Raw genomic sequence first — 21,474 nt, 5'->3', positions numbered from 1 at the left:
GCCCCTCGACGGCGTGTCAGTAATGCGGCGGCCGCGTATTGGCCGGGGCCTCCAGCGAGGTCTCTTCCAGCGTCAGGAACCGTTCGGTCAGCCGGTCCAGTTTCGTGCGAACCTGGTCCACGATCTTCCACTGTTCGGCAAGCTGCTGCGACAGGTCCTCGATCACGCGGGCCTGATGCGCGATCGTTTCCTCGATGGCCGTCATCCGTGTCTCGTCGCTCGTCATGATCGTCATTCTCTCTTTGTCGCTGGCGGATCGTCTTCTCTCGTTATAGAGGGTTCGCCCGGCGGCAGGTCAAACGCGAAACAGCCGATCCGCTGATTTAGCGCTTCCGATCGCCGTGATCGATGTTAGCCTTAGGCTTCCCGCTTTCCTTAAAGCGGGCGGTCGGACAATCAAGCAAGCACCCGGCGGCACGGCCTGCCGACAACGGGTGCCGGGAACGGGATGCGGCTGCCATGAGCGATATCGCGATTGAGCTTCGGGGCATCGACAAGAGCTTCGGCCCTGTCCACGCCAACAAAAATATCAACCTCGTCGTCAAAAAGGGAACGATCCACGGGATCATCGGCGAAAACGGCGCCGGGAAATCGACCCTGATGTCGATCCTCTATGGCTTCTACCAGGCCGATCGCGGCGATATCCTCGTCGATGGCAAGGTGCTGACGATCAAGGACCCGAATGCGGCGATCGCAAGCGGCATCGGCATGGTGCACCAGCATTTCATGCTGGTCGAAAACTTCACCGTGCTCGAAAACGTCATGCTCGGTGCCGAGGACAGCCCGGTGCTGAATGCCTCGATCTCCAAGGCCCGTATCGAGCTGAAGCGGCTGGAGAAGGAATATGCGCTGGAGGTCAATCCCGATGCCATCATCGAGGAACTGCCGGTCGGCCTGCAGCAGCGCGTGGAAATCCTCAAAGCCCTCTACCGCAAGGCCGATATTCTCATTCTCGACGAGCCCACGGGCGTTCTGACGCCGCCGGAAGCCGATCACCTGTTTCGCATTCTCGAGCAGCTGAAGAACGAGGGCAAGACGATCATCCTGATCACCCACAAGCTGCGCGAGATCATGGCCGTCACAGACGAGGTCTCCGTCATGCGCCGCGGCGAGATGGTCGCCACGCGCGAGACGGACAGGACCTCGGTCGAGGAACTGGCCGAGCTCATGGTCGGACGGCGCGTTCTGCTGCGGGTGGAAAAGGGCGAGGCCCGCCCCGGCGACGTCAAGCTTTCGGTGCGCAACCTCACGGTTCGCGACGGCCGCGGCGTCACCATGGTCGATGACGTCTCCTTCGACATCCGGGCCGGCGAGATCGTCGGCATTGCCGGCGTCGCGGGCAATGGCCAGTCCGAGCTTCTCGAAGCCATCGCCGGCATCCGCCGCGCGACCGGCGGAACGGTCGAGCTTAACGGCTCCACGGTCGATGTCACCGGCCTTGCCGACCCGGCGGAGCTGCGCACGCGCGGCCTCGCCCACGTTCCGGAAGACCGCCATCATGTCGGCCTCGTGCTGAAGTTCGAGGAGAGCGAAAACGCCATCCTCGGCTATCACCGCGATCCCGCCTACAAGAAAGGTGCCCTGCTCGATATCGCCGCCATGCGGGCGGATGCGGAAGCGAATATCGCCAGATACGATATCCGACCGCCGAACCCGCGCCTGAAGACGGCGAATTTTTCCGGCGGCAACCAGCAGAAGATCGTGCTGGCGCGCGAGATGGAGCGCAATCCCGATGTGCTGATCATCGGCCAGCCCACCCGCGGCGTCGATGTCGGCGCCATCGAATTCATTCACAAGCGGATCATCGAGATGCGCGATCAGGGAAAGGCCGTCCTTCTGGTCTCGGTCGAGCTCGACGAGATCCGCGCTCTGTCGGACCGGATCCTCGTGATGTTCGCCGGGCGCGTCGTCGGCGAGCGGACCTCCGACGCTGACGAGGGCGACCTCGGTCTGTTGATGGCCGGTGTCGAAAACCGCGTCGAAAACCGCATGGAGGCCGCCCGGTGAGCAATCCTTACGCCAAACTGCCCGGCTGGGCCGAATACGGTCTCATCCCGCTCGTCAATCTCGTCGTCGCCTTCCTCGTGGCCGGCCTCGTGGTGCTGCTCGTCGGCGAGAGCCCGCTGGAGGCCGCCTACCACCTGATCAACGGCGCCTTCGGCCGCGGCGAATATATCGGCTTCACGCTCTATTACGCCACGACCTTCATCTTCACCGGCCTTGCGGTCGCGGTCGCCTCGCATGCCGGCCTCTTCAACATCGGCGGCGAGGGGCAGGCCTATGTCGGCGGCATCGGCGTCGCGCTCGTCTGCCTCTGGCTCGACCGCGTCATGCCCTGGTACGTCGTCTTCCCCTTGGCGATCCTCGGCTCGGCGGCCTTCGGCGCGCTGTGGGCGTTCCTGCCCGGCTGGCTGCAGGCCAAGCGCGGCAGCCACATCGTCATCACCACCATCATGTTCAACTTCATCGCCTCGAGCCTGATGGTCTACCTGCTGACGCGCGTCCTCAAGCCGCTCGGCTCCATGGCGCCGCAGACGCGGACCTTCGAGGCGGGCGGGCAGCTGCCGAAGCTCGACTGGCTGCTTGGCATCTTCGGGCTCGATATCGGCAATGCGCCGTTCAACATTTCCTTCCTGCTGGCGCTGCTCGCGGCCTTCGGCTGCTGGCTTCTGATCTGGCGCACGCGGCTCGGCTACGAGATGCGCGTCATGGGCCACAGCCCGTCGGCCGCCCGCTATGCCGGCATCAAGGATGCGCGCATCACCGTCATCGCCATGATGATCTCGGGCGGGCTCTGCGGCATGATGGCGCTGAACCCGATCATGGGCGAGCAGTTCCGCATGCAGCTCGATTTCGTCCAAGGCGCCGGCTTCGTCGGTATCGCGGTCGCCCTCATGGGCCGCTCGCACCCGGCCGGCATCATTCCCGCCGCCATCCTTTTCGGCATGCTCTACCAGGGCGGTGCCGAGATCGCCTTCGAGATGCCCACCATCTCGCGCGACATGATCGTCATCATCCAGGGCCTCGTCATCCTCTTTGCCGGCGCGCTCGAAAACATGTTCCGCCCGGCGATCGGGCGCATCTTCGCCTCTGTCGCAAGCAGCAGATCGGCATCGTCAGCCGCCAAGGGAGCCTGATCCATGGATGTCTTTCACATGCTGGTGACGGTGCTGGAATCGACCATCCGCGTCTCCGTGCCCCTCATCTTCGCAGCCCTCGGCGGTCTCTTCACCGAACGCGCCGGCGTCTTCGACATAGGGCTCGAGGGCAAGATGCTGGGTGCCGCCTTTGCCGCCGGTGCGGTCGCCGCGGTGACCGGCAATGTCTGGGCCGGTCTCCTCGCCGCCATCCTCATCTCGGTCCTCCTGTCGTTGGTTCACGGCTATGCCTCCATCACCCAGCGCGGCAGCCAGATCGTCTCGGGCGTGGCGATCAACTTCATCGTCTTCGGCTCCACCGTCATTCTGGGCGAAGCCTGGTTCCGCCAGGGCGGCCGTACGCCGGCGCTTGCCGGAGACGCCCGGTTCTCGACCATCACCTTCCCCTTCGCCGAGGAGATCCGCTCGGTTCCCGTCATCGGGCCGATCTATGCGGATCTCATCTCCGGCCACTTCTTCCTCACCTACCTCGCCTTCGCCATGGTGCCGATCACCTGGTGGATCCTTTACCGCACCCGCTTCGGCCTGCGCCTGCGGGCCGTCGGCGAGAATCCGGGCGCGGTGGATACGGCCGGCATTTCTGTCGTCTGGATGCGCTACCGCGCCGTCATCTGCTGCGGTATTCTCGCCGGTCTCGGCGGCGCCTACCTGTCGCTCGCCATGACCGCCGGCTTCGTCAAGGGTATGACGGCCGGCAAGGGCTATATCGCGCTCGCAGCGCTGATCTTTGCCAAATGGAAGCCACTCAACGTCATGCTGGCCTGCCTGCTGTTCGGCTTCCTCGATGCGCTGGCCATTCGCCTGCAGGGCAATCCGCTGCCGCTGATCGGACAGATCCCGGTGCAGCTCATGCAGGCGCTGCCCTATATTCTCACCGTCATCCTTCTCGCCGGCTTCATCGGCAAGGCCGTGCCGCCCAAGGCCGGTGGGGTGCCCTATGTCAAGGAGCGCTGATCCCATGGCGACCGATCTCTTCGAAGCCGCCCGCAAGGCTATGGCGCTTGCGCATGCACCCTATTCCAAGTTCCCCGTCGGCGCGGCCATCCGCGCCGAGGACGGCACGATCTATGCCGGCGCCAATATCGAGAACCTCTCCTTTCCCGAGGGCTGGTGTGCCGAAACCACGGCGATCAGCCACATGATCATGGGCGGCGCCCGGAAGATCCTGGAAGTCGCCGTCATCGCCGAAAAGCTGCCGCTCTGCCCGCCCTGCGGCGGCTGCCGCCAGCGACTGTCGGAGTTTGCCGAAGCCGGCACGCCGATCTATCTCTGCGACGAGACCGGGGTGCGGGAGACGGTGACCCTTTCGGACCTCCTGCCGCATTCCTTCGCCACAGACACGATCGGCTGATCGTGCTCTCCCAAGGCCACGAATGACCGCGATTGGCTTTGCCAAACGGCGCCAAAACCTCTACCGCATCAGGACCGAACCCGCCCAAGGGAGGCACCTATGACACTGGAAGCCAGCAACCGGCAGCTCGCCTCTCTCGCGCTGTCCCTGCTCGACCTGACCGATCTGAGCGACGACTGCACGCCTGAGGCCATCGAGGCGCTTTGCGCACGGGCGCGCACGCCGCATGGGCCCGTTGCCGCCATCTGCATCTGGCCGCGCTTCGTGCGCCAAGCCCGCGGCATTCTCGGGGCGTCGAGCCCGGTGCGCATCGCAACCGTCGTCAATTTTCCCTCGGGCGAGCTGACAGTGGATGACGTCGTCGCCGAAACCACCACCGCGATTGCCGATGGCGCCGACGAGATCGACCTCGTCATTCCCTATCGCGCTTTGATGGCAGGCGACGAGCAGGCGGTGCGCGAGATGATCCGCGCCGTGCGCACGGCCTGCGGGGAAACCGTGGTTCTCAAGACCATTCTGGAAACCGGCGAGCTGAAGGAGCGCGGGCTGATCCGTAACGCCTCCCACCTCGCCATCCAGGAAGGCGCTGACTTCATCAAGACCTCCACCGGCAAGGTCGCCGTCAATGCGACGCTGGAAGCGGCCGACATCATGCTGACCGCCATCCGCGAAAGCGGTCGCCGCGTTGGCTTCAAGCCGGCCGGCGGCGTCAAGACCGTGGCCGACGCGCGGCTCTACCTGACGCTCGCCGCCACCATTCACGGTCCCGACTGGCTGATGCCCTCGACCTTCCGCTTCGGTGCTTCGGGCCTGCTCGGCGATATCCTCTCGATCATCGAGGGGCGCGAGTCCCTTGCCGCACCAGCGGCGTATTAAGGCGATGATCCCGCAGGAAATCATCCGCCGCAAGCGTGATCGCGTCGCTCTTGAGCCGAGCGAGATCGCGGACTTCGTCGCCGGCATGGCCGACGGCTCCATTGGCGACGCCCAGGTGGCGGCCTTCGCCATGGCGACATGGTTTTCCGGTATGACCAGCGCCGAGACGGTGGCGCTGACCGTCGCCATGCGCGACAGCGGCACGGTGCTCGACTATCACGCGCTCGGGCGGCCGGTGGCCGACAAGCACTCGACCGGCGGTGTGGGGGACAATGTCTCGCTCATGCTCGCGCCGATCCTGGCCGCCTGCGGCCTCGTCGTTCCCATGATTTCCGGCCGCGGCCTTGGGCATACCGGCGGCACGCTCGACAAGCTCGAATCCATTCCCGGCTATCATATCGCGCCATCCGCGGAGACCCTGGGTCGTGTCGTGGAAAGCGTCGGTTGCGCCATCATCGGGCAAACGGCGGATCTCGCACCTGCCGACCGCCGGCTTTATGCAATCCGCGACATCACCGCGACCGTGGATTCTGTGCCGCTGATCACGGCCTCCATCCTGTCGAAGAAGCTCGCGGCCGGCCTCGGCTCCCTCGTGCTCGACGTCAAGGTCGGCAGCGGCGCCTTCATGGCCTCCCTGTCGGAAGCCGAGATCCTCGCCCGCTCGCTGGTGGACGTCGCCAACGGGGCAGGGCTGCGCACCACGGCTCTCATCACCGACATGAGCGAACCGCTGGCCGATGCCGTGGGCAACGCGCTGGAAATCCTCAATTGCCTCGCCTTCCTGCGCGGCGAAAAGCAGGGCACGCGGCTGGAGCAGGTCGTCATGGCGCTGGCGTCCGAAATGCTGCTCGTTGCCGGCGTCACCTCGGGCCCGGTCGAAAGCCAGGATGCGGCGCGACGGGCATTGGAAAGCGGGACGGCCCTCGACATCTTCGGCCGTATGGTCTCGGCACTGGGCGGACCTGTAGATTTCGTGGAGCGCCCGGAAGCCTATCTGACAGCGGCGCCGGTTATCCGGCCGATCACCGCCGATCGCGCGGGCGTTCTGAGCACCTGCGATGCCCGTGCCATAGGGCTGGCGGTCATCGCGCTCGGCGGTGGACGCACCCGCGCCGACCAGTCGATCGATCACAGCGCCGGCTTCTCCGACATCCTGCCGCTCGGCACCCGTGTGGAGGCCGGACAGGCCCTTGCCCGCGTTCACGCTGCCGATGATGCGGCCGCCGAAGACGCCGCGTCGGCGTTCATGGCAGCCTATTCCATCGAGGACGGCGCTCCCGCATCCCGTCCGATCATCCTGTCGCGTCTGACGGCCTGAGCTTAGCGCTTCAGCCTCAAGGCCCCGTCCTCCACGGCAAACGACGAGAGCCGATTGAGGAAGCTCATGCCGACCAGCGTGTCGGACAGGGCTGCATCCGGCAGCACCATGGCCTGCACATTGTCGACGGCGATGCTGCCGACCTTGATCCGCTTCAAGGTCACCGATGCCGCCTTCGCCAGGCCGTTCGCTGTGGAAACGGAAATGGAATAGTCGAGCGTCGAAAGCGAAAGGCCGATCCGCCGCGCGGTGCTTTCGTTGAGCGCGACCACGGTCGCGCCCGTATCGATCAAGCCGCGAACGCTGCGGCCGTTCACTTCGAGGTTCGCGCTGAAATGTCCACCCGGTCCGGCCGGCAGCACCACCTCGCGCGCGCCGACGGCAGCCGGCACCGCCGGGGCGGCGGCGGCGGGCTTGGCCGGCAAGGTTGCCACGGGCGTGGGCGTCCGGTCGAGATACCGGCCGGTCAGGTTCGGAAGGGTGTAGGCGCAGAGACCGGCAAGGCCTGCAATCATCAGCACGCGGCTCATCATGCCCGCAACTCCGCAGCGAAAGGACGTTCGTCCTACTGCATAATTCGTTAAACCGAAATCGGTTTAACGATAAATTATGCAGCAACTTAAAAGTGTTAGAACACCGCGTGTCATGAATGACGCGCGGTGTTCTAACTATCGTGCAGGGTCTTTAAGAAGACGCAAAGACGGCGCGGCCTGCCCCGTCCCTTGCGCTTAAGGGTTAACGAACCTTACTTCGTCCCGTACATCCGGTCGCCGGCATCCCCAAGACCGGGCATGATATAGCCCTTCTCGTTGAGGTGGCTGTCGATCGATGCGGTGAAGATCGGCACGTCCGGGTGTACGGCGTGGAAATTGGCGATGCCTTCGGGGGCTGCGAGAAGGCAGAGGAACCGCAGGTTGACGGCGCCGCGCTCCTTCAGCTTGTCGATGGCGGCGATCGAGGAATTGCCGGTCGCGAGCATCGGATCGACGACGATCACCAGTCGCTCCGCCATATTCTCGGGCGCCTTGAAATAATACTCGACCGCTTCCAGCGTTTCATGGTCGCGGTAGACGCCGACATGCGAGACGCGCGCGGAGGGCACCAGTTCCAGCATGCCTTCGAGAAGGCCGTTGCCGGCCCGCAGGATCGAGGCGAACACCAGCTTCTTGCCTTCGAGCACCGGCGCCTGGATCTGCTGCATCGGCGTCTCGATGGTTTCCATCGTCAGCTCCAGATCGCGCGTCACTTCGTAACAGAGCAGCGTCGAAATCTCGCGCAGCAGCCGGCGGAAGCCCGCGGTAGAGGTTTCCTTCTTGCGCATGATCGTCAGCTTGTGCTGGACGAGCGGGTGGTCGATGACGGTAACGCTGGTCATGCTGTAAGCCTCTTGCCGCGACGGATGGAACCCATCCCTTTTCCACGGAAAGACCCGCCGCCGCAAGTCCGCCGCCGCGCCGTCCCCAACCCATCACACGATGTCGCGCAGCAGGTCAGAGGCGCGAGAGCAGCGTCGCGCGCGTGTCCTCGTCCACGAAGGCCGCCTCGATGGCGGTGCGGGTCATGGCATTGATCTCGGCATCGGCGAACCCCATGACCTCGGAGGCCATATCGTATTCCTGGGAAAGCGATGTGTGGAAGAACGGCGGATCGTCCGCATTCAGCGTGACGCGGCATCCGGCATCGCGCAGCGCCCGGAGGGGATGGGCATGAAAGCCGGTGAAGACGCCGAGCGCGATGTTGGATCCGGGGCAGGTCTCCAGCACGACGCCTTCCGCCGCGATCCGACGGACGAGATCGGCATCCTCGATAGCGCGCACGCCATGGCTGATGCGCGACGGCCTGACGATATCGAGCGCATCCCGCACGCTGTCGGCGCCCGCCATCTCCCCGGCATGGATGGTGAGGCCGAGCCCGGCATCCCGGGCGATGTCGTAGGCGCGTGCAAAGTCGGCAACCCGGTACATCCGCTCCTCGCCGGCTAGATTGAAGCCGGTGACGAGCGGATGGTCCCGCCGGGCAGCGTAGAGCGCGGTGCGCTCGGCGGCCTCACGCCCAAGATGGCGGATGATGGTAATGATCATCCGGCCCTCGATGCCGGTTTTCGCACGGGCCGCCGCAATACCGGCGGCGAGCCCGCGCAGATAGGCATCGGCGCCGATGCCGATCGTGTTGCCGTGGTCCGGCGATACGATGATCTCGCTGTAGATCGTGCCGGCGGCGCTCAGCTCCGTCAGATAGGTTTCCGCGAGCACGGCATAATCTTCCTCCGTGCGAAACAGCGATGCGACGCGGTCGTAGCAGACGATGAATTCGCTGAAGTCGGTCCAGACATAGGACCCGTCCTCGATGAGGCCGGAGACATCGACGCCATACTTTTCCGCTTGCGTAAGCGCAAGCGACGGCGGCGCTGCCCCTTCGATATGGCAGTGCAGTTCCGCTTTCTTGAGGTGCAGCGTCACAGAAAACTCCTTCCATGGGGGCCGGGCTCGATACCGAGATGCTGTGCCACCGTCTCGCCGATCCCGGCAAACCCGGGGATGATCCCGATCGGCCGGCTGGCAATGCCGGGGCCGAAGAGCAGCACGGGCACCCGCTCGCGCGTATGGTCGGTGCCCCGCCAGGTCGGGTCGCAGCCATGATCGCCCGTCAGGATGACGATATCGCCCGGCTGGAGCATAGCGTCGAGTTCGGGCAGCCTGCGGTCGAAGGCTTCCAGCGCCGCCGCGTAGCCCGCGACATCCCGGCGATGGCCGTAGAGCATGTCGAAATCGACGAAATTGGTGAAGACGAGGTCGCCATCCCCGGCCTCCTGGATCGCCTTCAGGCTGGCATCGAACAGCGCTTCGTTACCATTGGCCTTGATGGTGCGGCCGATGCCCTGATGGGCGAAGATATCGGCGATCTTGCCGATGGCGTGCACCGTGCGGCCCGCCTCGGTCAACCGGTCGAGCAGCGTCGGCTCTGGCGGTAGCACCGAATAGTCGCGCCGGTTTCCGGTCCGCACGAAGTCCTGCGCCGTCCGCCCGATGAAGGGACGGGCGATGACCCGCCCGATATTATAATCGTCGAGCAGGCGGCGAACGGTCTGACAGAGGTCCAGCAGGCGCTCGAGGCCAAAACGCTCCTCATGTGCGGCGATCTGGAAGACGGAATCCGAGGAGGTGTAACAGATTGGCTTTCCCGTCCGCAGATGCTCCTCGCCGAGCCGCGCGATGATGTCGGTGCCGGAGGCGTGGCAATTGCCGAGGATACCGGGAACACCGCCCTCTTCGCAGATCCGGGCGACCAGCGCCTCCGGAAAGGCGTCGCCGGTATCGGGAAAGTACCCCCAGTCGAACCGCACCGGCGTTCCCGCGATCTCCCAGTGCCCGGACGGCGTATCCTTGCCGCGCGACACCTCTTCGGCCGCGCCATAGACGCCGTCGATGGTCTCGGGAAGGGTGACGCCGGCAGGCAGGCTGCCGCTCGAAAGCCGGGCAGCTTGGAAGAGCCCCCGCGCGGCCATGTTCGGAAGCGCCAGCGGCCCGGCGCGAAGACCCTGCCGGTCGGCCGCACCGGCTGCACAGAACTCGGCGATGTGGCCGAGCGTGTCGGCACCCTCGTCGCCGAAGGCGGCGGCATCCGGCGCACCGCCGATGCCGAGGGAGTCCAGAACGAAGAGAAAAGCCCGCACGTTCCGCAATCTCCTGAAAGATATCCCCAAACCGGGTCCGATCGTTTGCGGCAAGAGATACGCTTCGCCTCCCGTTTTTGCAAACCGGGCGCGCAGCATACGGGGCGGCGGCGCTTACCTGCAGAGCGAGCAGCTGATCCCGAGGCCGACGCGCTGGCGATAATAGTAGTTTTCCGAAAGGTTCATGATCGACAGCGAATTGTCCTTGATGCCCGGCGGCGTGAACAGCATGAGTTCATAGGGAACGGTGAATTCCGAGCGGACGACGAAGGTATTGAGGACGGTGAGGTCCGAGGGAACGGAAACGGTTGCGTTGACGGCATAGGGCGTACCGCCCTTTTCGTCGCGCGACCACGCGACGACCCCGACTCCCGGCGCGGTGACGCGAATGCCAGAGACCTTCAGCGTGTATTTGCTGATGGAGAACGGCGCCATGATGCTCAGCGCCACGTTCTTCATGCCGTCGAGTTCCGTGGGCGTGACCTCCGTCTTCTGACTGAGGATGTCGGCCACGGTGCCGGTTGCCTGAGAGACTTTCTGCGACATGTTGAAGCCGACGGACAGCTCGAACGCGCCGAGATAGATCATCAGGAGGATCGGTGCGATGAGAGCGAACTCGATGCCGCTCGTTCCCTGCCGATCGCGCGCCAGGTGGCGAAACAGCAAAACGAGAGGTGAACGCGGGCTGGTGTTGCGATCGGCACCGGTCATCTCAGAATTTCTCGTTCATGAAGGCGGCCGTCGTCGCCATCAGGTAATCGTTCGGCATTGAACTGCCGGCCGGGCGCAGATTGGTGATGTAGGGGCGCACGAGATCCGTGACGACGGTCCAGCGGTAATAGGCGCGGATCAGGTTGATCGATCCGGGACCTCCGGGCGCATATTTGAAGCCCGTGACGTCAAGATCGGTGCCCTTGCGCGGAATGGCGATCGGAATATCGCTGAAGCTCGTATAGCTGCGAACGTCGATCAGCAGCTTGGCAGGCGTTCCCACTTCGCTGGCAGAGCAGCTCAGCATGGCCGTCAGCTCATTGCAGAAGGCTGTCCGGAACTCGCTCTGGTTCATCGTCGCCGGCAGCAGGCCGGTGCGGATCTTGCGGGCCATGGTCTGGGTGGCATTGGCGAGGATCTGTTCGCCGGTAAACGCGACGAAGGTTTCGATCGAAGCGAAGATGACCATGAGAAAGGGAATGACGAGAATGGCGAATTCGATCGCGGCAGCGCCCTTGCGATCGCGCGCAAAGCGGCCGGCAAGCGTCTGGCGTGCCGGTGCCTTCACGCCATCCTGTCCGTCGTCTCGTCTCGTGAGCGCCATCGTACCTGCCATGTTCCCGGGAATGGCAGCTTATCGAGAAAGCGTTTCGACTTCGTAACGTCGCGATGGCGACGAGCGACTACTTCTTCGTATGCTCTTCGCAGCTTGGCGTGCAGGTGAGGACCGCGCGGGCCGTCGAGCGATAGACCCGCAGGGTGTTGCCTTCGTCCGTCGAGACGAGGATGCGCTGATCGACGATCGGATTGTCGTTCTCATCGAGAATGACGATGTTGGTCGTGCCCACGGCCTTGCCGGTGAGAACGATGGTCTGCGCGTCGGCAACGGTGGCATCGGCGATCTCGGCGCTGCCGATGATCACCCGGCTGACGCTGCGGTCGAGTTTGAGAACCCGGGCATGGTTGAGATAGACGTTCATCAGCGCGGCATCCTGCGCGATCGCAAAACTCGGCATCATGGCACCCGCAGCGAGGCACAGGGTCGCACCGAGCATCGTTCCGATGTGCCTATGTGCAAAGGAAGAGACGTGGGAAAGCGAGGGAAAGGCCATGACGTTGCAGGATCCGGTGATGCCGATGAGGCAGCATCCGTGGTTTTGGTAAATGAAGGATTAAGGCCAAAGACGGAAGGTCCCTGGATGGGCGGCATCCCCGTCATTTGTCCAAATTCGTTCATTTTTTGGTAACGCTCTTCCTTAAGTCGATCGAAATGCGTGCTGGGTAAGTTCATTGCAACCGGCCGGCAGAGACATGTCGGAGGCAGTGCTGAACACGAAACATTGAAGCAGGAGAAATGACATGACCGCAGTTTTCGCGCGTTTTCTCAAGGACGAGTCCGGCGCTACCGCCATCGAATACGGCCTGATCGCATCGCTGATCGCTCTGGCGATCGTTGCCGGTGCAACGACCCTCGGTACGCAGATCGGCAACACGTTTACCAACATTGCAGGCCGTCTGAAGACGAGCGGTGGCGGCTGATTTATCTCGCGATCTGCATCAGCTTCCTTCAAAAGACCGCTCTTCTACAGAAGAGCGGTCTTCGGTCTCAAGTACACTGACATCCTTGCATTAAATAGAAATTCGCGCCTCTGAACGGGCTATTACGCCTTTCGTTAACGCCCGTCCGCTACTAATCGCCATCTTGAGGAGTCTTTTGATGGTTCAGGCTGCGATTTTCGTTGTTTTCCCCTTGTGCCTGGCTTTTGCCGCCTGTTCCGACTTTCTCTCGATGACGATTCCCAATCGGGTCTCCGCAATCCTCCTCGGTGCCTTCGTCGTGATCGCGCCGCTAGCCGATCTCGACATGACGCAGATCGGTCTCCATCTTGCTGCTGGCCTTGCCGTCTTCACGGTCTGCTTCACGCTCTTTGCCCTCAACGTCATGGGCGGTGGGGATGCGAAGCTGCTGACCGCCAGCGCCGTCTGGTTCGGCTGGAACATGAGCCTTCTCACCTTCCTCGTGGCTGTTTCCTTCCTCGGTGGCGTGCTTGTTCTCGCAATCCTCGTGTTGCGGACCCAGGAGAACTTTATCCTCGCCCACCGCATTCCGGTCCCCGCACAACTCTTTCATGGCTCAAAGGTGCCCTACGGCGTCGCCATCGGCTGCGGTGCCTTCCTGACCTTTCAGGAATCCCCCCTGATGCAGCTCGCTCTGGCGCACATGCGCTGAAGCGCACTCGAGATCGCAGCTTAACCTCCTGTTAAGCATAGTCGGTTCGTTTTCGTTAACCTTAATTATACCTTTACGCCGTAGCCTTTTCCCAAGTGATCCCAGCGTGATCAAGGAAGGGTTCGGTCCATCAGATGAAGCCGGCGCGCGTTTTTATTTTGGCGGTTGCGGTCGTCTCGGCCGGCCTTGCCGGCCTGTTGGCGATGAGCATCACCGGTCCGACCGTCGTCGAGACGGCAGAGCCGGTCATCGAGCGCGAGCCGACCGTCAACGTCCTCGTCATGGCCAAGAGCCTGCCGGTCGGCGCGCGCCTCAGTGCCGATGCCATCCGGTGGATGGCCTGGCCGAAGGCCGGGATCGTCGATGGCTTCATCACGGATGAGGCCCGCCCGGATGCGGCCACGCAGCTGCAGGGCTCCGTCGTCCGCCTGCCGCTTCTCAATGGCGAGCCGGTTCGTGCCGAAAAGATTGCCGACGCTTCCGGCCAGATCCTTTCCTCCATTCTTCCGGCCGGCAAACGCGCGGTGTCGACCGAAATCACCGTCGCCACCGGTGCCGGCGGTTTCATCCTGCCGAACGACCGCGTCGATGTGATCATGGTCCGCAAGGGCGAGGGCAAGACGTTCAACACGGAAACCGTGCTCAGCAATGTCCGTATCCTCGCGGTCGATCAGCAGATCGAGGAGAAGGACGATGGCTCCAAGACCGTTCTCGCGACCACCGCGACGCTCGAACTGACGCCCGACCAGGCCAAGGTCCTCGCCGTCGCCCAGCAGATGGCCGATCGCCTGTCTCTCGCTCTCCGCTCGATTGCCGACGCGCAGGAACCCGACACGATCGCTGCCGATTACCTCCTCTCCGGCGGCAGCCGTCCGGCCGTCCAGCTGATCAAATCCGGCTCCATCGTCTCCTCCGACGGCGAGACCAAGACGGGAGCGATGCAATGATCGCGAGCCGAGGAAAGATCCCCATGACGTTGGGCAAAACGCTGCGCGCGCCGCTGGCCGGCGCTCTTGCCGTGGCGCTGGCTGTCACGGCCGTCCCGGTCCTACCGGGCTTTACGGGTGTCGCACAGGCCGCCGACAGCGCGCTCGTGCGCATCGTCGACAGCGGTCCCGGCGTCAAGAAGACCATCAAGCTCGGCCTCAACAAGGCCGTCGTCATCGACCTGCCGACCGATGCCCATGACATCCTCGTCGCCGATCCTTCGCTTGCCGATGCCGTCACGCGCACATCCCGCCGCATCTATCTCTTCGGTAAGTCCGTCGGTCAGACCAACATCTTCATCTTCGGCGCCGGTGGCGAGGAAATCGTCAGCCTCGATCTCGAAATCGAGCGCGACGTCTCGACCCTCCAGTCCAATCTTCGCCGCTACCTGCCGGACTCCGATATCAACGTCGAGATCGTCTCGGACAACATCGTGCTCACCGGCTCGGTCCGCACGCCGCTTGACTCCACGCGCGTCGTGGAACTGGCGCAGGCCTTCCTTCAGGGCGGCGAGGCGACGACCCGCAACATCACCGCGCAGGGCACGAACGGCGATGCCGACATCTACGCCGAAGACCGTCAGAAGTCGAAGATCGTCAATCTCCTGACCATCGACGGCGAAGACCAGGTGATGTTGAAGGTCACGGTTGCCGAGGTGTCGCGCCAGATCCTCAAGCAGCTTGGCTTCTCGGGATCGGTCAGCGGCAGAAACGCTGCGATCACGTTCCAGAACCCGGCCAATCTGGGCAATGCGCTCAATCCCGGATCCTCCCTGATCACCGGCAGCATTGCCAACGGCGCCATCGGGCTTGCCAGTTACATCAACGCGATGGAGCAGGCCGGCGTCATGCGAACGCTGGCTGAACCGAGCCTGACGGCCATCTCCGGAAAGAGCGCCAAGTTCTTCGTCGGTGGAGATTACCGTCTTCCGGCAGGTCAGGAAGTGACTGAGGAAGAGGACAAGACGACGGGAGAGAAGAAACCCGTGCTAGAACGAAAGGTCGAAACCGTTGAATACGGCGTCGAGCTGAATTTCAAGCCCGTCGTACTCGGTCCCGGGCGAATTGCGCTCGACATCGAAACCAATGTATCGGAGCCGACCTTCGAAGGCAGTGTCGTCAGTGGCACCTATCAGGGAATTCCCGGCCAGAACTACATGTCGATCCGCAAGCGCAAGGCTTCGACCAGTGTCGAACTCCCCTCCGGCGGCTCGATCGTGATCGGCGGCCTTGTTCAGGACAACATTCGCCAGGCCATTTCCGGTGTCCCCGGCTTTGCCAAGATCCCCGTTTTCGGAACGCTGTTCCGGTCCCGCGATTTCCAGCGCAGTGAAACCGAACTGGTCATCATCGCGACGCCCTACCTCGTGCGTCCCGTCGCCCGCAACCAAATCTCCCGGCCGGACGACAACTTCAACCCGTCCGCCGATCTTCCCGGCTTCTTCCTCGGCGAAGTCAATCGCATCTACGGCAACCGTGGCGCCCAGCCGGTCGGGCAGTATCACGGCAATGTCGGCTTCATTTACAAATAGGCGGGGACGGACATGACATCAGTGAGTGCTCTCCCCCAGCTCGAAAGGCGTTCGGCCATGCCGTTTCCATCCCGCATCGGCCCATCCCGCATCGGCCCATCCCGCATTGCCCGCATCGCTCTCCTCAGCCTCGGCATTGCGGCGAGCCTTGCGGCCTGCGCCAAGCGCGACGACCTGTCGACGGGGGGCATTCCCGACGATTATCGCACCCGGCATCCGATCATCGTCGGCGAAAGCGAGCGGGCGATCGACATCCCCATCGCCTCCAGCGACCGCCGGCTTCCCGTCGGCACACGCGAGGTCATCAAGGGCTTTGCCCAGACCTATCGTGGCTCGGCCAACGGCGTCGTCCAGATCATGCTGCCGAGTGGCTCCCGCAATGGCGCGGCGGTCGAGGCGGTGCGCCGCGATATTCGCGCGATCCTGGTCCAGACCGGCGTGCCGGCAAACCGGCTTCTCGAAACGCGCTATGATGCGGCCGGCAGCGGCGATGCGGCGCCTGTGCGCCTGAGCTTCACCGCGATCACGGCCTCGACCGGCCCTTGCGGCTCCTGGCCGGAGGATCTCGTCAGCAACACGACGGAGAACCGCAACTGGAGCAATTTCGGCTGCGCCAGCCAGTCGAACCTTGCAGCCCAGATCGCCAATCCCACGGATCTGCTGGGGCCCCAGGCCCAATCGCCGATCGATGCGGCGCGACGCGGCCAGGTCATCGACGACTACAGGGGGCTCAGTTCGGCTCCGCCGGACACCACGATTTCCATCACGAACAACTGACGCAGCTGACGCGTCGCGGGGCACCACATGAGCGCCATTGATTACAAGATCGAGAGCCTGAGCGGCGAGGCGCCGGTACAGGCCGACGTCGTCCTGCCGCAGGACATCGAGCACCTGCGTCCGCTGCCCCGCATCTCCATCCACGCCTTCTGCGAGACCGAGGCCGTGCAGCGCAGTCTGGAGCGCTGCGGGCAGGACCGGCGCATGGCGAAGGTCGGCTTCCGCATCAACAGCGGCAATGTGGCGACGGCCGCAAACATGTTTGCCACCATGCCGACACCGAACCTTATCATTCTCGAAACGTCCTCCGAGCCCGGCGTCCTCATGCAGGAACTCGCCCCGCTCGCGCAGGTCTGTGATCCCACCACCAAGGTCATCCTCATCGGCCGCTACAACGATATCGGCCTTTATCGCGAGCTGATCCGCAACGGCATCTCCGAATATATGGTGGCGCCCGTCGCCATGTCCGACCTGATGGGCGCGATCTCCTCGATCTTCGTCGATCCCGAGGCCGAGCCGCTCGGTCGCAACATCGCCTTCATCGGTGCCAAGGGCGGCGTGGGCTCCTCCACGCTGGCGCACAATTGCGCCTGGGGCATTTCCCATCTCTTTGCGACCGAGACGGTGCTTGCCGATCTCGATCTGCCCTATGGCACCGCCAACATCAATTTCGACCAGGACCCGCCCCAGGGCGTGGCCGAGGCCGTCTTCTCGCCGGAACGCCTCGACGAGGTCTTCCTCGACCGGCTTCTGACGAAGTGCTCCGAGCATCTCTCGCTGCTGGCCGCCCCCTCCATGCTCGACCGCGCTTATGATTTCGACGGAAACGCCTTTCAGGCGCTGGCCGAAATCCTCCAGCGCAATGCGCCCGTCTCCGTGCTCGACGTGCCGCATACGTGGAACGAGTGGACGCGCAACATCGTCGGCGAGGCGGACGAGCTCGTCATCACCGCCGTTCCCGACCTTGCCAATCTTCGCAACGCCAAAAACCTGTTCGACAGCATCCGCAAGCTGCGCCCGAACGACAAGGCGCCGCATCTCGTTCTCAACCAGGTCGGCATGCCGAAGCGGCCCGAGATTTCCGTCGCCGATTTCTGCGAGTCGCTGGAAATCGAGGCGGCGGCGATCATTCCCTTCGATGCGGCACTGTTCGGCACGGCGGCAAACAGCGGGCGCATGATCGGCGAGACCGACAAGAAGGCCCCGACAGCCGAAATCTTTTCCCAGCTGGCGCATCTGCTGACGGGCCGGGTCACGGCCAAGAAGCCTAAGAAAGCAGGTCTCGGCATGGTGCTCGGCCTTCTCGGCCGCAGTTGAGCCGGGGAGGGAACGCGACGATGAGACGGGATCAGGTGAACAGCCATGTTTGGTAAACGCGGAAACGACAGCACCGGCCGGATAGCCAGTCCGCCGCCTGTCATGGCCTCGCCGGCCGTGGCCGTGATGGAGCGGCCCACGGCTCCTCTGATTGCGGAAAGCGCCCGTGATGCAGCCGCCCTCGTTCGCCAGCCGGCACCACCGGCAGCGCGCAAGCGCGCGCCCCGTACGGAAGACTATTACGACACCAAGGCACAGGTCTTCTCGGCGCTGATCGATACGATCGACCTGTCGCAGCTCGCCAAGCTCGATGGGGAAAGCGCGCGCGAAGAGATCCGCGATATCGTCAACGATATCATCACGATCAAGAACTTCGCCATGTCGATCTCCGAGCAGGAGGAACTGCTCGAGGATATCTGCAACGACGTTCTCGGCTACGGGCCGCTGGAGCCGCTCTTGGCCCGCGACGATATCGCCGACATCATGGTCAACGGCGCCGGGCAGACCTTCATCGAAGTCGATGGCAAGACGATCGAGAGCGACGTCCGCTTCCGCGACAATGCCCAGCTCCTGTCGATCTGCCAGCGCATCGTGTCCCAGGTCGGCCGGCGCGTCGATGAAAGCTCGCCCATCTGCGACGCGCGCCTGCCGGACGGCTCGCGCGTCAACGTCATCGCGCCGCCGCTCGCCATCGATGGCGCGGCGCTGACGATCCGCAAGTTCAAGAAGGACAAGCTGAAGCTCGACCAGCTCGTGCGCTTCGGGGCGATCACGCCGGAAGGCGCCGTCCTGCTCCAGATCATCGGCCGGGTCCGCTGCAACGTCGTCATCTCCGGCGGCACGGGCTCGGGCAAGACGACGCTCCTCAATTGCCTGACCGCCTATATCGATGCCAACGAACGCGTCATCACCTGCGAAGACACCGCCGAACTCCAGCTGCAGCAGCCCCACGTCGTGCGTCTCGAAACCCGTCCGCCCAATATCGAGGGCGAGGGCGAGATCACCATGCGCGATCTCATCAAGAACTGCCTGCGCATGCGGCCCGAACGCATCATCGTCGGCGAAGTCCGCGGCGCGGAAGTGTTCGACCTCCTGCAGGCCATGAACACCGGCCATGACGGTTCCATGGGCACGATCCACGCCAACACGCCGCGCGAATGCCTCGCCCGCATGGAATCGATGATCGCCATGGGCGGCTACACGCTGCCTGCCAAGACCGTGCGCGAGATCATCTCAGGCTCGATCGACATCATCATTCAGGCCGCCCGCCTGCGCGACGGCTCGCGCCGCATCACCCACATCACCGAAGTGGTCGGCATGGAAGGCGACGTCATCATCACGCAGGACCTGATGCGCTACGACATCGAGGGCGAGGACGCCGTCGGCAAGATCGTCGGCCGTCACAAGGGTTCGGGCATCGGCCGCCCGCATTTCTGGGATCGCGCCCGCTATTTCAACGAGGACAAGCGTCTCGCTGCCACGCTCGACACCATGAACAAGGAGTAGGGCGATGTTCGGTCTCGATCCCTTGATCATCGCCATCGCCGTTCTCGCCGCCATCTCGACGGCGGGCCTCGGCTACGGCTTCCTGTTCTCGCGCATTCAGGACGAAAAGAATGCGAATGCCCGCTTTCGCAAGATCAAGGCCGCCGAGACGGACCGGGTCAACATCAAGGCCGCCCGCGACCGCATGAACGAGCTTTCCAAGCGCCGGAAATCGGTTCAGGACTCGCTGAAAGACCTGCAGAAGAAGCAGAAGGAAAAATCGGCGCGCGCCAAGCCACCCATCAAGGTGCGCCTGACCCAGGCAGGCCTGTCGATCTCGATCACGCAGTTCTACGTCTTCAGCGGCATTCTCGGCTTCGTCGCGTTTCTCGTGGCGCTGATCGTCGGTGGGTCGTTCCTGATCGCCTTGGGCATCATGATCTTCGCCTCGCTCGGTCTGCCCCGTTGGATCGTCGGCTTCCTGGTCAACCGGCGCTGCAAGAAATTCATCGAGGAGTTTCCCAATTCGCTCGAGGTTATGGTGCGCTCCATCAAGTCGGGCCTGCCGCTCAGCGACGCGATTCGCCTTATCGCCAGCGACGGGCAGGAGCCGGTAAAAACCGAGTTCCGCCGGGTCATCGATGCGCAGGGCGTTGGCATGACCGTGCCGGAGGCCTGCACGCGGATGATCCAGACGGTGCCGCTGCAGGAGGTCAACTTCTTCTCGGTCGTCATCACCATCCAGGGGCAGGCGGGCGGCAATCTGTCGGAAGCCTTGAGCAACCTTGCCAAGGTGCTGCGCGAGCGCCGCAAGATGAAGGCGAAGGTCCAGGCCCTGTCGATGGAAGCCAAGGCATCGGCCTGCATCATCGGGGCGCTGCCCTTCATCGTCACGCTGCTCGTCTACCTCAGTTCGCCCGACTACATCATGGTGCTGTTCACCGATCCGCGCGGTCACCTGATCATGGGGATTTCCGCCATCTGGATGAGCATGGGCATCTTCGTCATGCGGCAGATGATCAACTTCGATATGTAGGGATTTGGCGTCATGCTGGACTTGTTAACCCCGGCGACCATCGTGGCGGTCCTCGTCTCCATCGCCGTCATGGCCACGATCTACACGCTGGCAGCCCCCTTCCTCGAAGGCGACAATCTGCAGAAGCGCATGAAGTCCGTCGCGTCCGAGCGCGAGCAGATCCGCGCGCGCGAACGGGCGCGGCTGAACAACGAGATCATCGGACGCGCGTCGCTGCGGGCGAAGAACAACACCTCCGTGCTGCAGGTCGTCGAGCGGTTGAACCTGCGCAAGGCGCTGGTGGACGACAAGACCGTCAACCGGCTGAAGATGGCCGGCTACCGGTCGCAGAACGCGCTCAACATCTTCCTCTTCGCGCGCTTCGTCCTGCCGTTCATCTTCCTCGGTCTGGCTGCCATCTATGTCTTCGGCATCGGCGCCTTTGCCGACAGGCCGTTTACGATGCGCCTTTTCGGCGTCATCGTGGCGGCTTATGTCGGCTTCTACCTGCCCAACATCATCATCAGCAATGCGATCGGCAAGCGGCAGTCCTCCATCCGCCGCGCCTGGCCCGATGCGCTGGACCTTCTGCTCATCTGCGTGGAATCCGGTATCTCCATGGAACTCGGCATGCGCCGCGTCGCCGACGAGATCGCCGGGCAGTCGCCGGCCCTTGCCGAGGAGATGGTGCTGACGACGGCCGAACTGTCCTTCCTGCCCGATCGCCGCATCGCGCTCGAAAATCTCGGCCTGCGAACCGGCATCGAAGATGTGAAGGCGGTGACGCAGGCGCTGATCCAGGCGGATCGCTACGGAACGCCGATCGCCCAGGCGCTGCGTGTTCTGGCGCAGGAAAGCCGCGACCAGCGCATGAACCAGGCGGAGAAGAAGGCTGCCGCCCTGCCGCCGAAGCTGACCGTTCCGATGATCCTGTTCTTCCTGCCGGTCCTGATCGCCGTCATCCTCGGCCCCGCCGGTATTCAGGTGGCCGATCGCATGTAGACGGGGGTTTCCCCGGCCGATGCTCCAAACGAGAAATGCCCCG

General features: G+C 63.6%; 23 protein-coding genes. 15 read left to right on the top strand and 8 right to left on the bottom strand.

Annotated elements, in window-relative coordinates; genetic code table 11:
* Positions 1-16: 16 nt before the first annotated feature.
* Positions 17-226: a SlyX family protein gene (locus G8E10_RS03585; RefSeq protein WP_110727851.1), complete on the bottom strand. Its 210-nt coding sequence runs from the start codon at positions 224-226 to the stop codon at positions 17-19.
* Positions 227-459: 233 nt separating this feature from the next.
* On the opposite strand from G8E10_RS03585, the gene G8E10_RS03580 reads away from it, so the two are divergent.
* The 6 genes from G8E10_RS03580 to deoA all read left to right on the top strand — a co-directional run bounded on the left by G8E10_RS03580 (position 460) and on the right by deoA (position 6,703).
* Positions 460-2,007, top strand: a complete 1,548-nt coding sequence (locus G8E10_RS03580) for an ABC transporter ATP-binding protein (RefSeq protein WP_167126923.1) — start codon at positions 460-462, stop codon at positions 2,005-2,007.
* Positions 2,004-3,137, top strand: coding sequence for an ABC transporter permease subunit (locus tag G8E10_RS03575; RefSeq protein WP_167126920.1), 1,134 nt, complete (start codon positions 2,004-2,006; stop codon positions 3,135-3,137). The genes G8E10_RS03580 and G8E10_RS03575 overlap by 4 nt, the downstream gene beginning before the upstream one ends.
* Positions 3,138-3,140: 3 nt before the next feature.
* The gene (locus tag G8E10_RS03570; protein ID WP_167126917.1) at positions 3,141-4,112 is read left to right on the top strand and encodes an ABC transporter permease; all 972 of its coding nucleotides are present in this window, start codon (positions 3,141-3,143) and stop codon (positions 4,110-4,112) included.
* Between the two features lie 4 nt (positions 4,113-4,116).
* Positions 4,117-4,509: a cytidine deaminase gene (locus G8E10_RS03565; RefSeq protein ID WP_167126914.1), complete on the top strand. Its 393-nt coding sequence runs from the start codon at positions 4,117-4,119 to the stop codon at positions 4,507-4,509.
* 99 nt (positions 4,510-4,608) lie between these two features.
* Entirely contained in the window at positions 4,609-5,385 is a 777-nt protein-coding gene (gene deoC, locus G8E10_RS03560) for a deoxyribose-phosphate aldolase (protein WP_167126911.1), read from the top strand.
* Between the two features lie 4 nt (positions 5,386-5,389).
* Entirely contained in the window at positions 5,390-6,703 is a 1,314-nt protein-coding gene (gene deoA, locus G8E10_RS03555; RefSeq protein WP_167126907.1) for a thymidine phosphorylase, read from the top strand.
* A 2-nt stretch (positions 6,704-6,705) separates the two neighbouring features.
* Here deoA and G8E10_RS03550 read toward each other — a convergent pair whose 3' ends face one another.
* The 7 genes from G8E10_RS03550 to G8E10_RS03520 all read right to left on the bottom strand — a co-directional run bounded on the left by G8E10_RS03550 (position 6,706) and on the right by G8E10_RS03520 (position 12,142).
* Complete coding sequence (locus tag G8E10_RS03550; protein WP_167126904.1) at positions 6,706-7,236, bottom strand: TIGR02281 family clan AA aspartic protease; 531 nt, start codon at positions 7,234-7,236, stop codon at positions 6,706-6,708.
* Positions 7,237-7,448: 212 nt separating this feature from the next.
* Positions 7,449-8,078 carry a uracil phosphoribosyltransferase gene (gene upp, locus G8E10_RS03545; protein ID WP_110727850.1) on the bottom strand — a complete coding sequence of 210 codons (630 nt, stop codon included), beginning with the start codon at positions 8,076-8,078 and terminating at the stop codon, positions 7,449-7,451.
* Between the two features lie 115 nt (positions 8,079-8,193).
* Positions 8,194-9,162, bottom strand: a complete 969-nt coding sequence (locus tag G8E10_RS03540) for an adenosine deaminase (RefSeq protein ID WP_167126901.1) — start codon at positions 9,160-9,162, stop codon at positions 8,194-8,196.
* A complete protein-coding gene (locus G8E10_RS03535; RefSeq protein WP_343289686.1) occupies positions 9,159-10,376 on the bottom strand; it encodes a phosphopentomutase in 1,218 nt (405 codons plus the stop codon). Before G8E10_RS03535 ends, G8E10_RS03540 begins: the two co-directional genes overlap by 4 nt.
* Positions 10,377-10,490: 114 nt before the next feature.
* Positions 10,491-11,087 (bottom strand): TadE/TadG family type IV pilus assembly protein, encoded by a 597-nt coding sequence (locus tag G8E10_RS03530; RefSeq protein ID WP_167126895.1) that lies wholly within the window; start codon positions 11,085-11,087, stop codon positions 10,491-10,493.
* A gap of 1 nt (position 11,088) precedes the next feature.
* The gene (locus G8E10_RS03525; RefSeq protein WP_167126892.1) at positions 11,089-11,691 is read right to left on the bottom strand and encodes a TadE/TadG family type IV pilus assembly protein; all 603 of its coding nucleotides are present in this window, start codon (positions 11,689-11,691) and stop codon (positions 11,089-11,091) included.
* A 79-nt stretch (positions 11,692-11,770) separates the two neighbouring features.
* The gene (locus G8E10_RS03520; RefSeq protein WP_167126889.1) at positions 11,771-12,142 is read right to left on the bottom strand and encodes a pilus assembly protein N-terminal domain-containing protein; all 372 of its coding nucleotides are present in this window, start codon (positions 12,140-12,142) and stop codon (positions 11,771-11,773) included.
* A gap of 304 nt (positions 12,143-12,446) precedes the next feature.
* Between G8E10_RS03520 and G8E10_RS03515 the strand changes: the two genes are divergently transcribed.
* The 9 genes from G8E10_RS03515 to G8E10_RS03475 all read left to right on the top strand — a co-directional run bounded on the left by G8E10_RS03515 (position 12,447) and on the right by G8E10_RS03475 (position 21,431).
* Positions 12,447-12,626, top strand: coding sequence for a Flp family type IVb pilin (locus tag G8E10_RS03515; RefSeq protein ID WP_167126886.1), 180 nt, complete (start codon positions 12,447-12,449; stop codon positions 12,624-12,626).
* Positions 12,627-12,804: 178 nt separating this feature from the next.
* On the top strand, positions 12,805-13,317 hold the full coding sequence (locus tag G8E10_RS03510) for an A24 family peptidase (RefSeq protein WP_167126882.1): 513 nt from the start codon (positions 12,805-12,807) through the stop codon (positions 13,315-13,317).
* 134 nt (positions 13,318-13,451) lie between these two features.
* Positions 13,452-14,264, top strand: a complete 813-nt coding sequence (gene cpaB, locus G8E10_RS03505; protein ID WP_132445384.1) for a Flp pilus assembly protein CpaB — start codon at positions 13,452-13,454, stop codon at positions 14,262-14,264.
* A 23-nt stretch (positions 14,265-14,287) separates the two neighbouring features.
* Positions 14,288-15,835: a type II and III secretion system protein family protein gene (locus G8E10_RS03500; protein WP_167126879.1), complete on the top strand. Its 1,548-nt coding sequence runs from the start codon at positions 14,288-14,290 to the stop codon at positions 15,833-15,835.
* A gap of 57 nt (positions 15,836-15,892) precedes the next feature.
* Positions 15,893-16,612, top strand: a complete 720-nt coding sequence (locus tag G8E10_RS03495) for a CpaD family pilus assembly protein (protein WP_167127140.1) — start codon at positions 15,893-15,895, stop codon at positions 16,610-16,612.
* Positions 16,613-16,639: 27 nt separating this feature from the next.
* Positions 16,640-17,929, top strand: coding sequence for a CpaE/TadZ family protein (locus G8E10_RS03490; RefSeq protein ID WP_167126876.1), 1,290 nt, complete (start codon positions 16,640-16,642; stop codon positions 17,927-17,929).
* A gap of 45 nt (positions 17,930-17,974) precedes the next feature.
* Positions 17,975-19,435: a TadA family conjugal transfer-associated ATPase gene (locus tag G8E10_RS03485; protein WP_167126873.1), complete on the top strand. Its 1,461-nt coding sequence runs from the start codon at positions 17,975-17,977 to the stop codon at positions 19,433-19,435.
* 4 nt (positions 19,436-19,439) lie between these two features.
* Complete coding sequence (locus G8E10_RS03480) at positions 19,440-20,450, top strand: type II secretion system F family protein (protein ID WP_110800502.1); 1,011 nt, start codon at positions 19,440-19,442, stop codon at positions 20,448-20,450.
* A gap of 12 nt (positions 20,451-20,462) precedes the next feature.
* The gene (locus tag G8E10_RS03475; RefSeq protein WP_110800501.1) at positions 20,463-21,431 is read left to right on the top strand and encodes a type II secretion system F family protein; all 969 of its coding nucleotides are present in this window, start codon (positions 20,463-20,465) and stop codon (positions 21,429-21,431) included.
* The last annotated feature ends 43 nt before the right edge of the window (positions 21,432-21,474 follow it).

Origin of the sequence: Ferranicluibacter rubi (assembly GCF_011603255.1) — a bacterium.
GTDB classification, from domain to species: Bacteria; Pseudomonadota; Alphaproteobacteria; order Rhizobiales; family Rhizobiaceae; genus Ferranicluibacter; species Ferranicluibacter rubi.
This window is presented reverse-complemented; position numbering and strand designations above follow the sequence as displayed.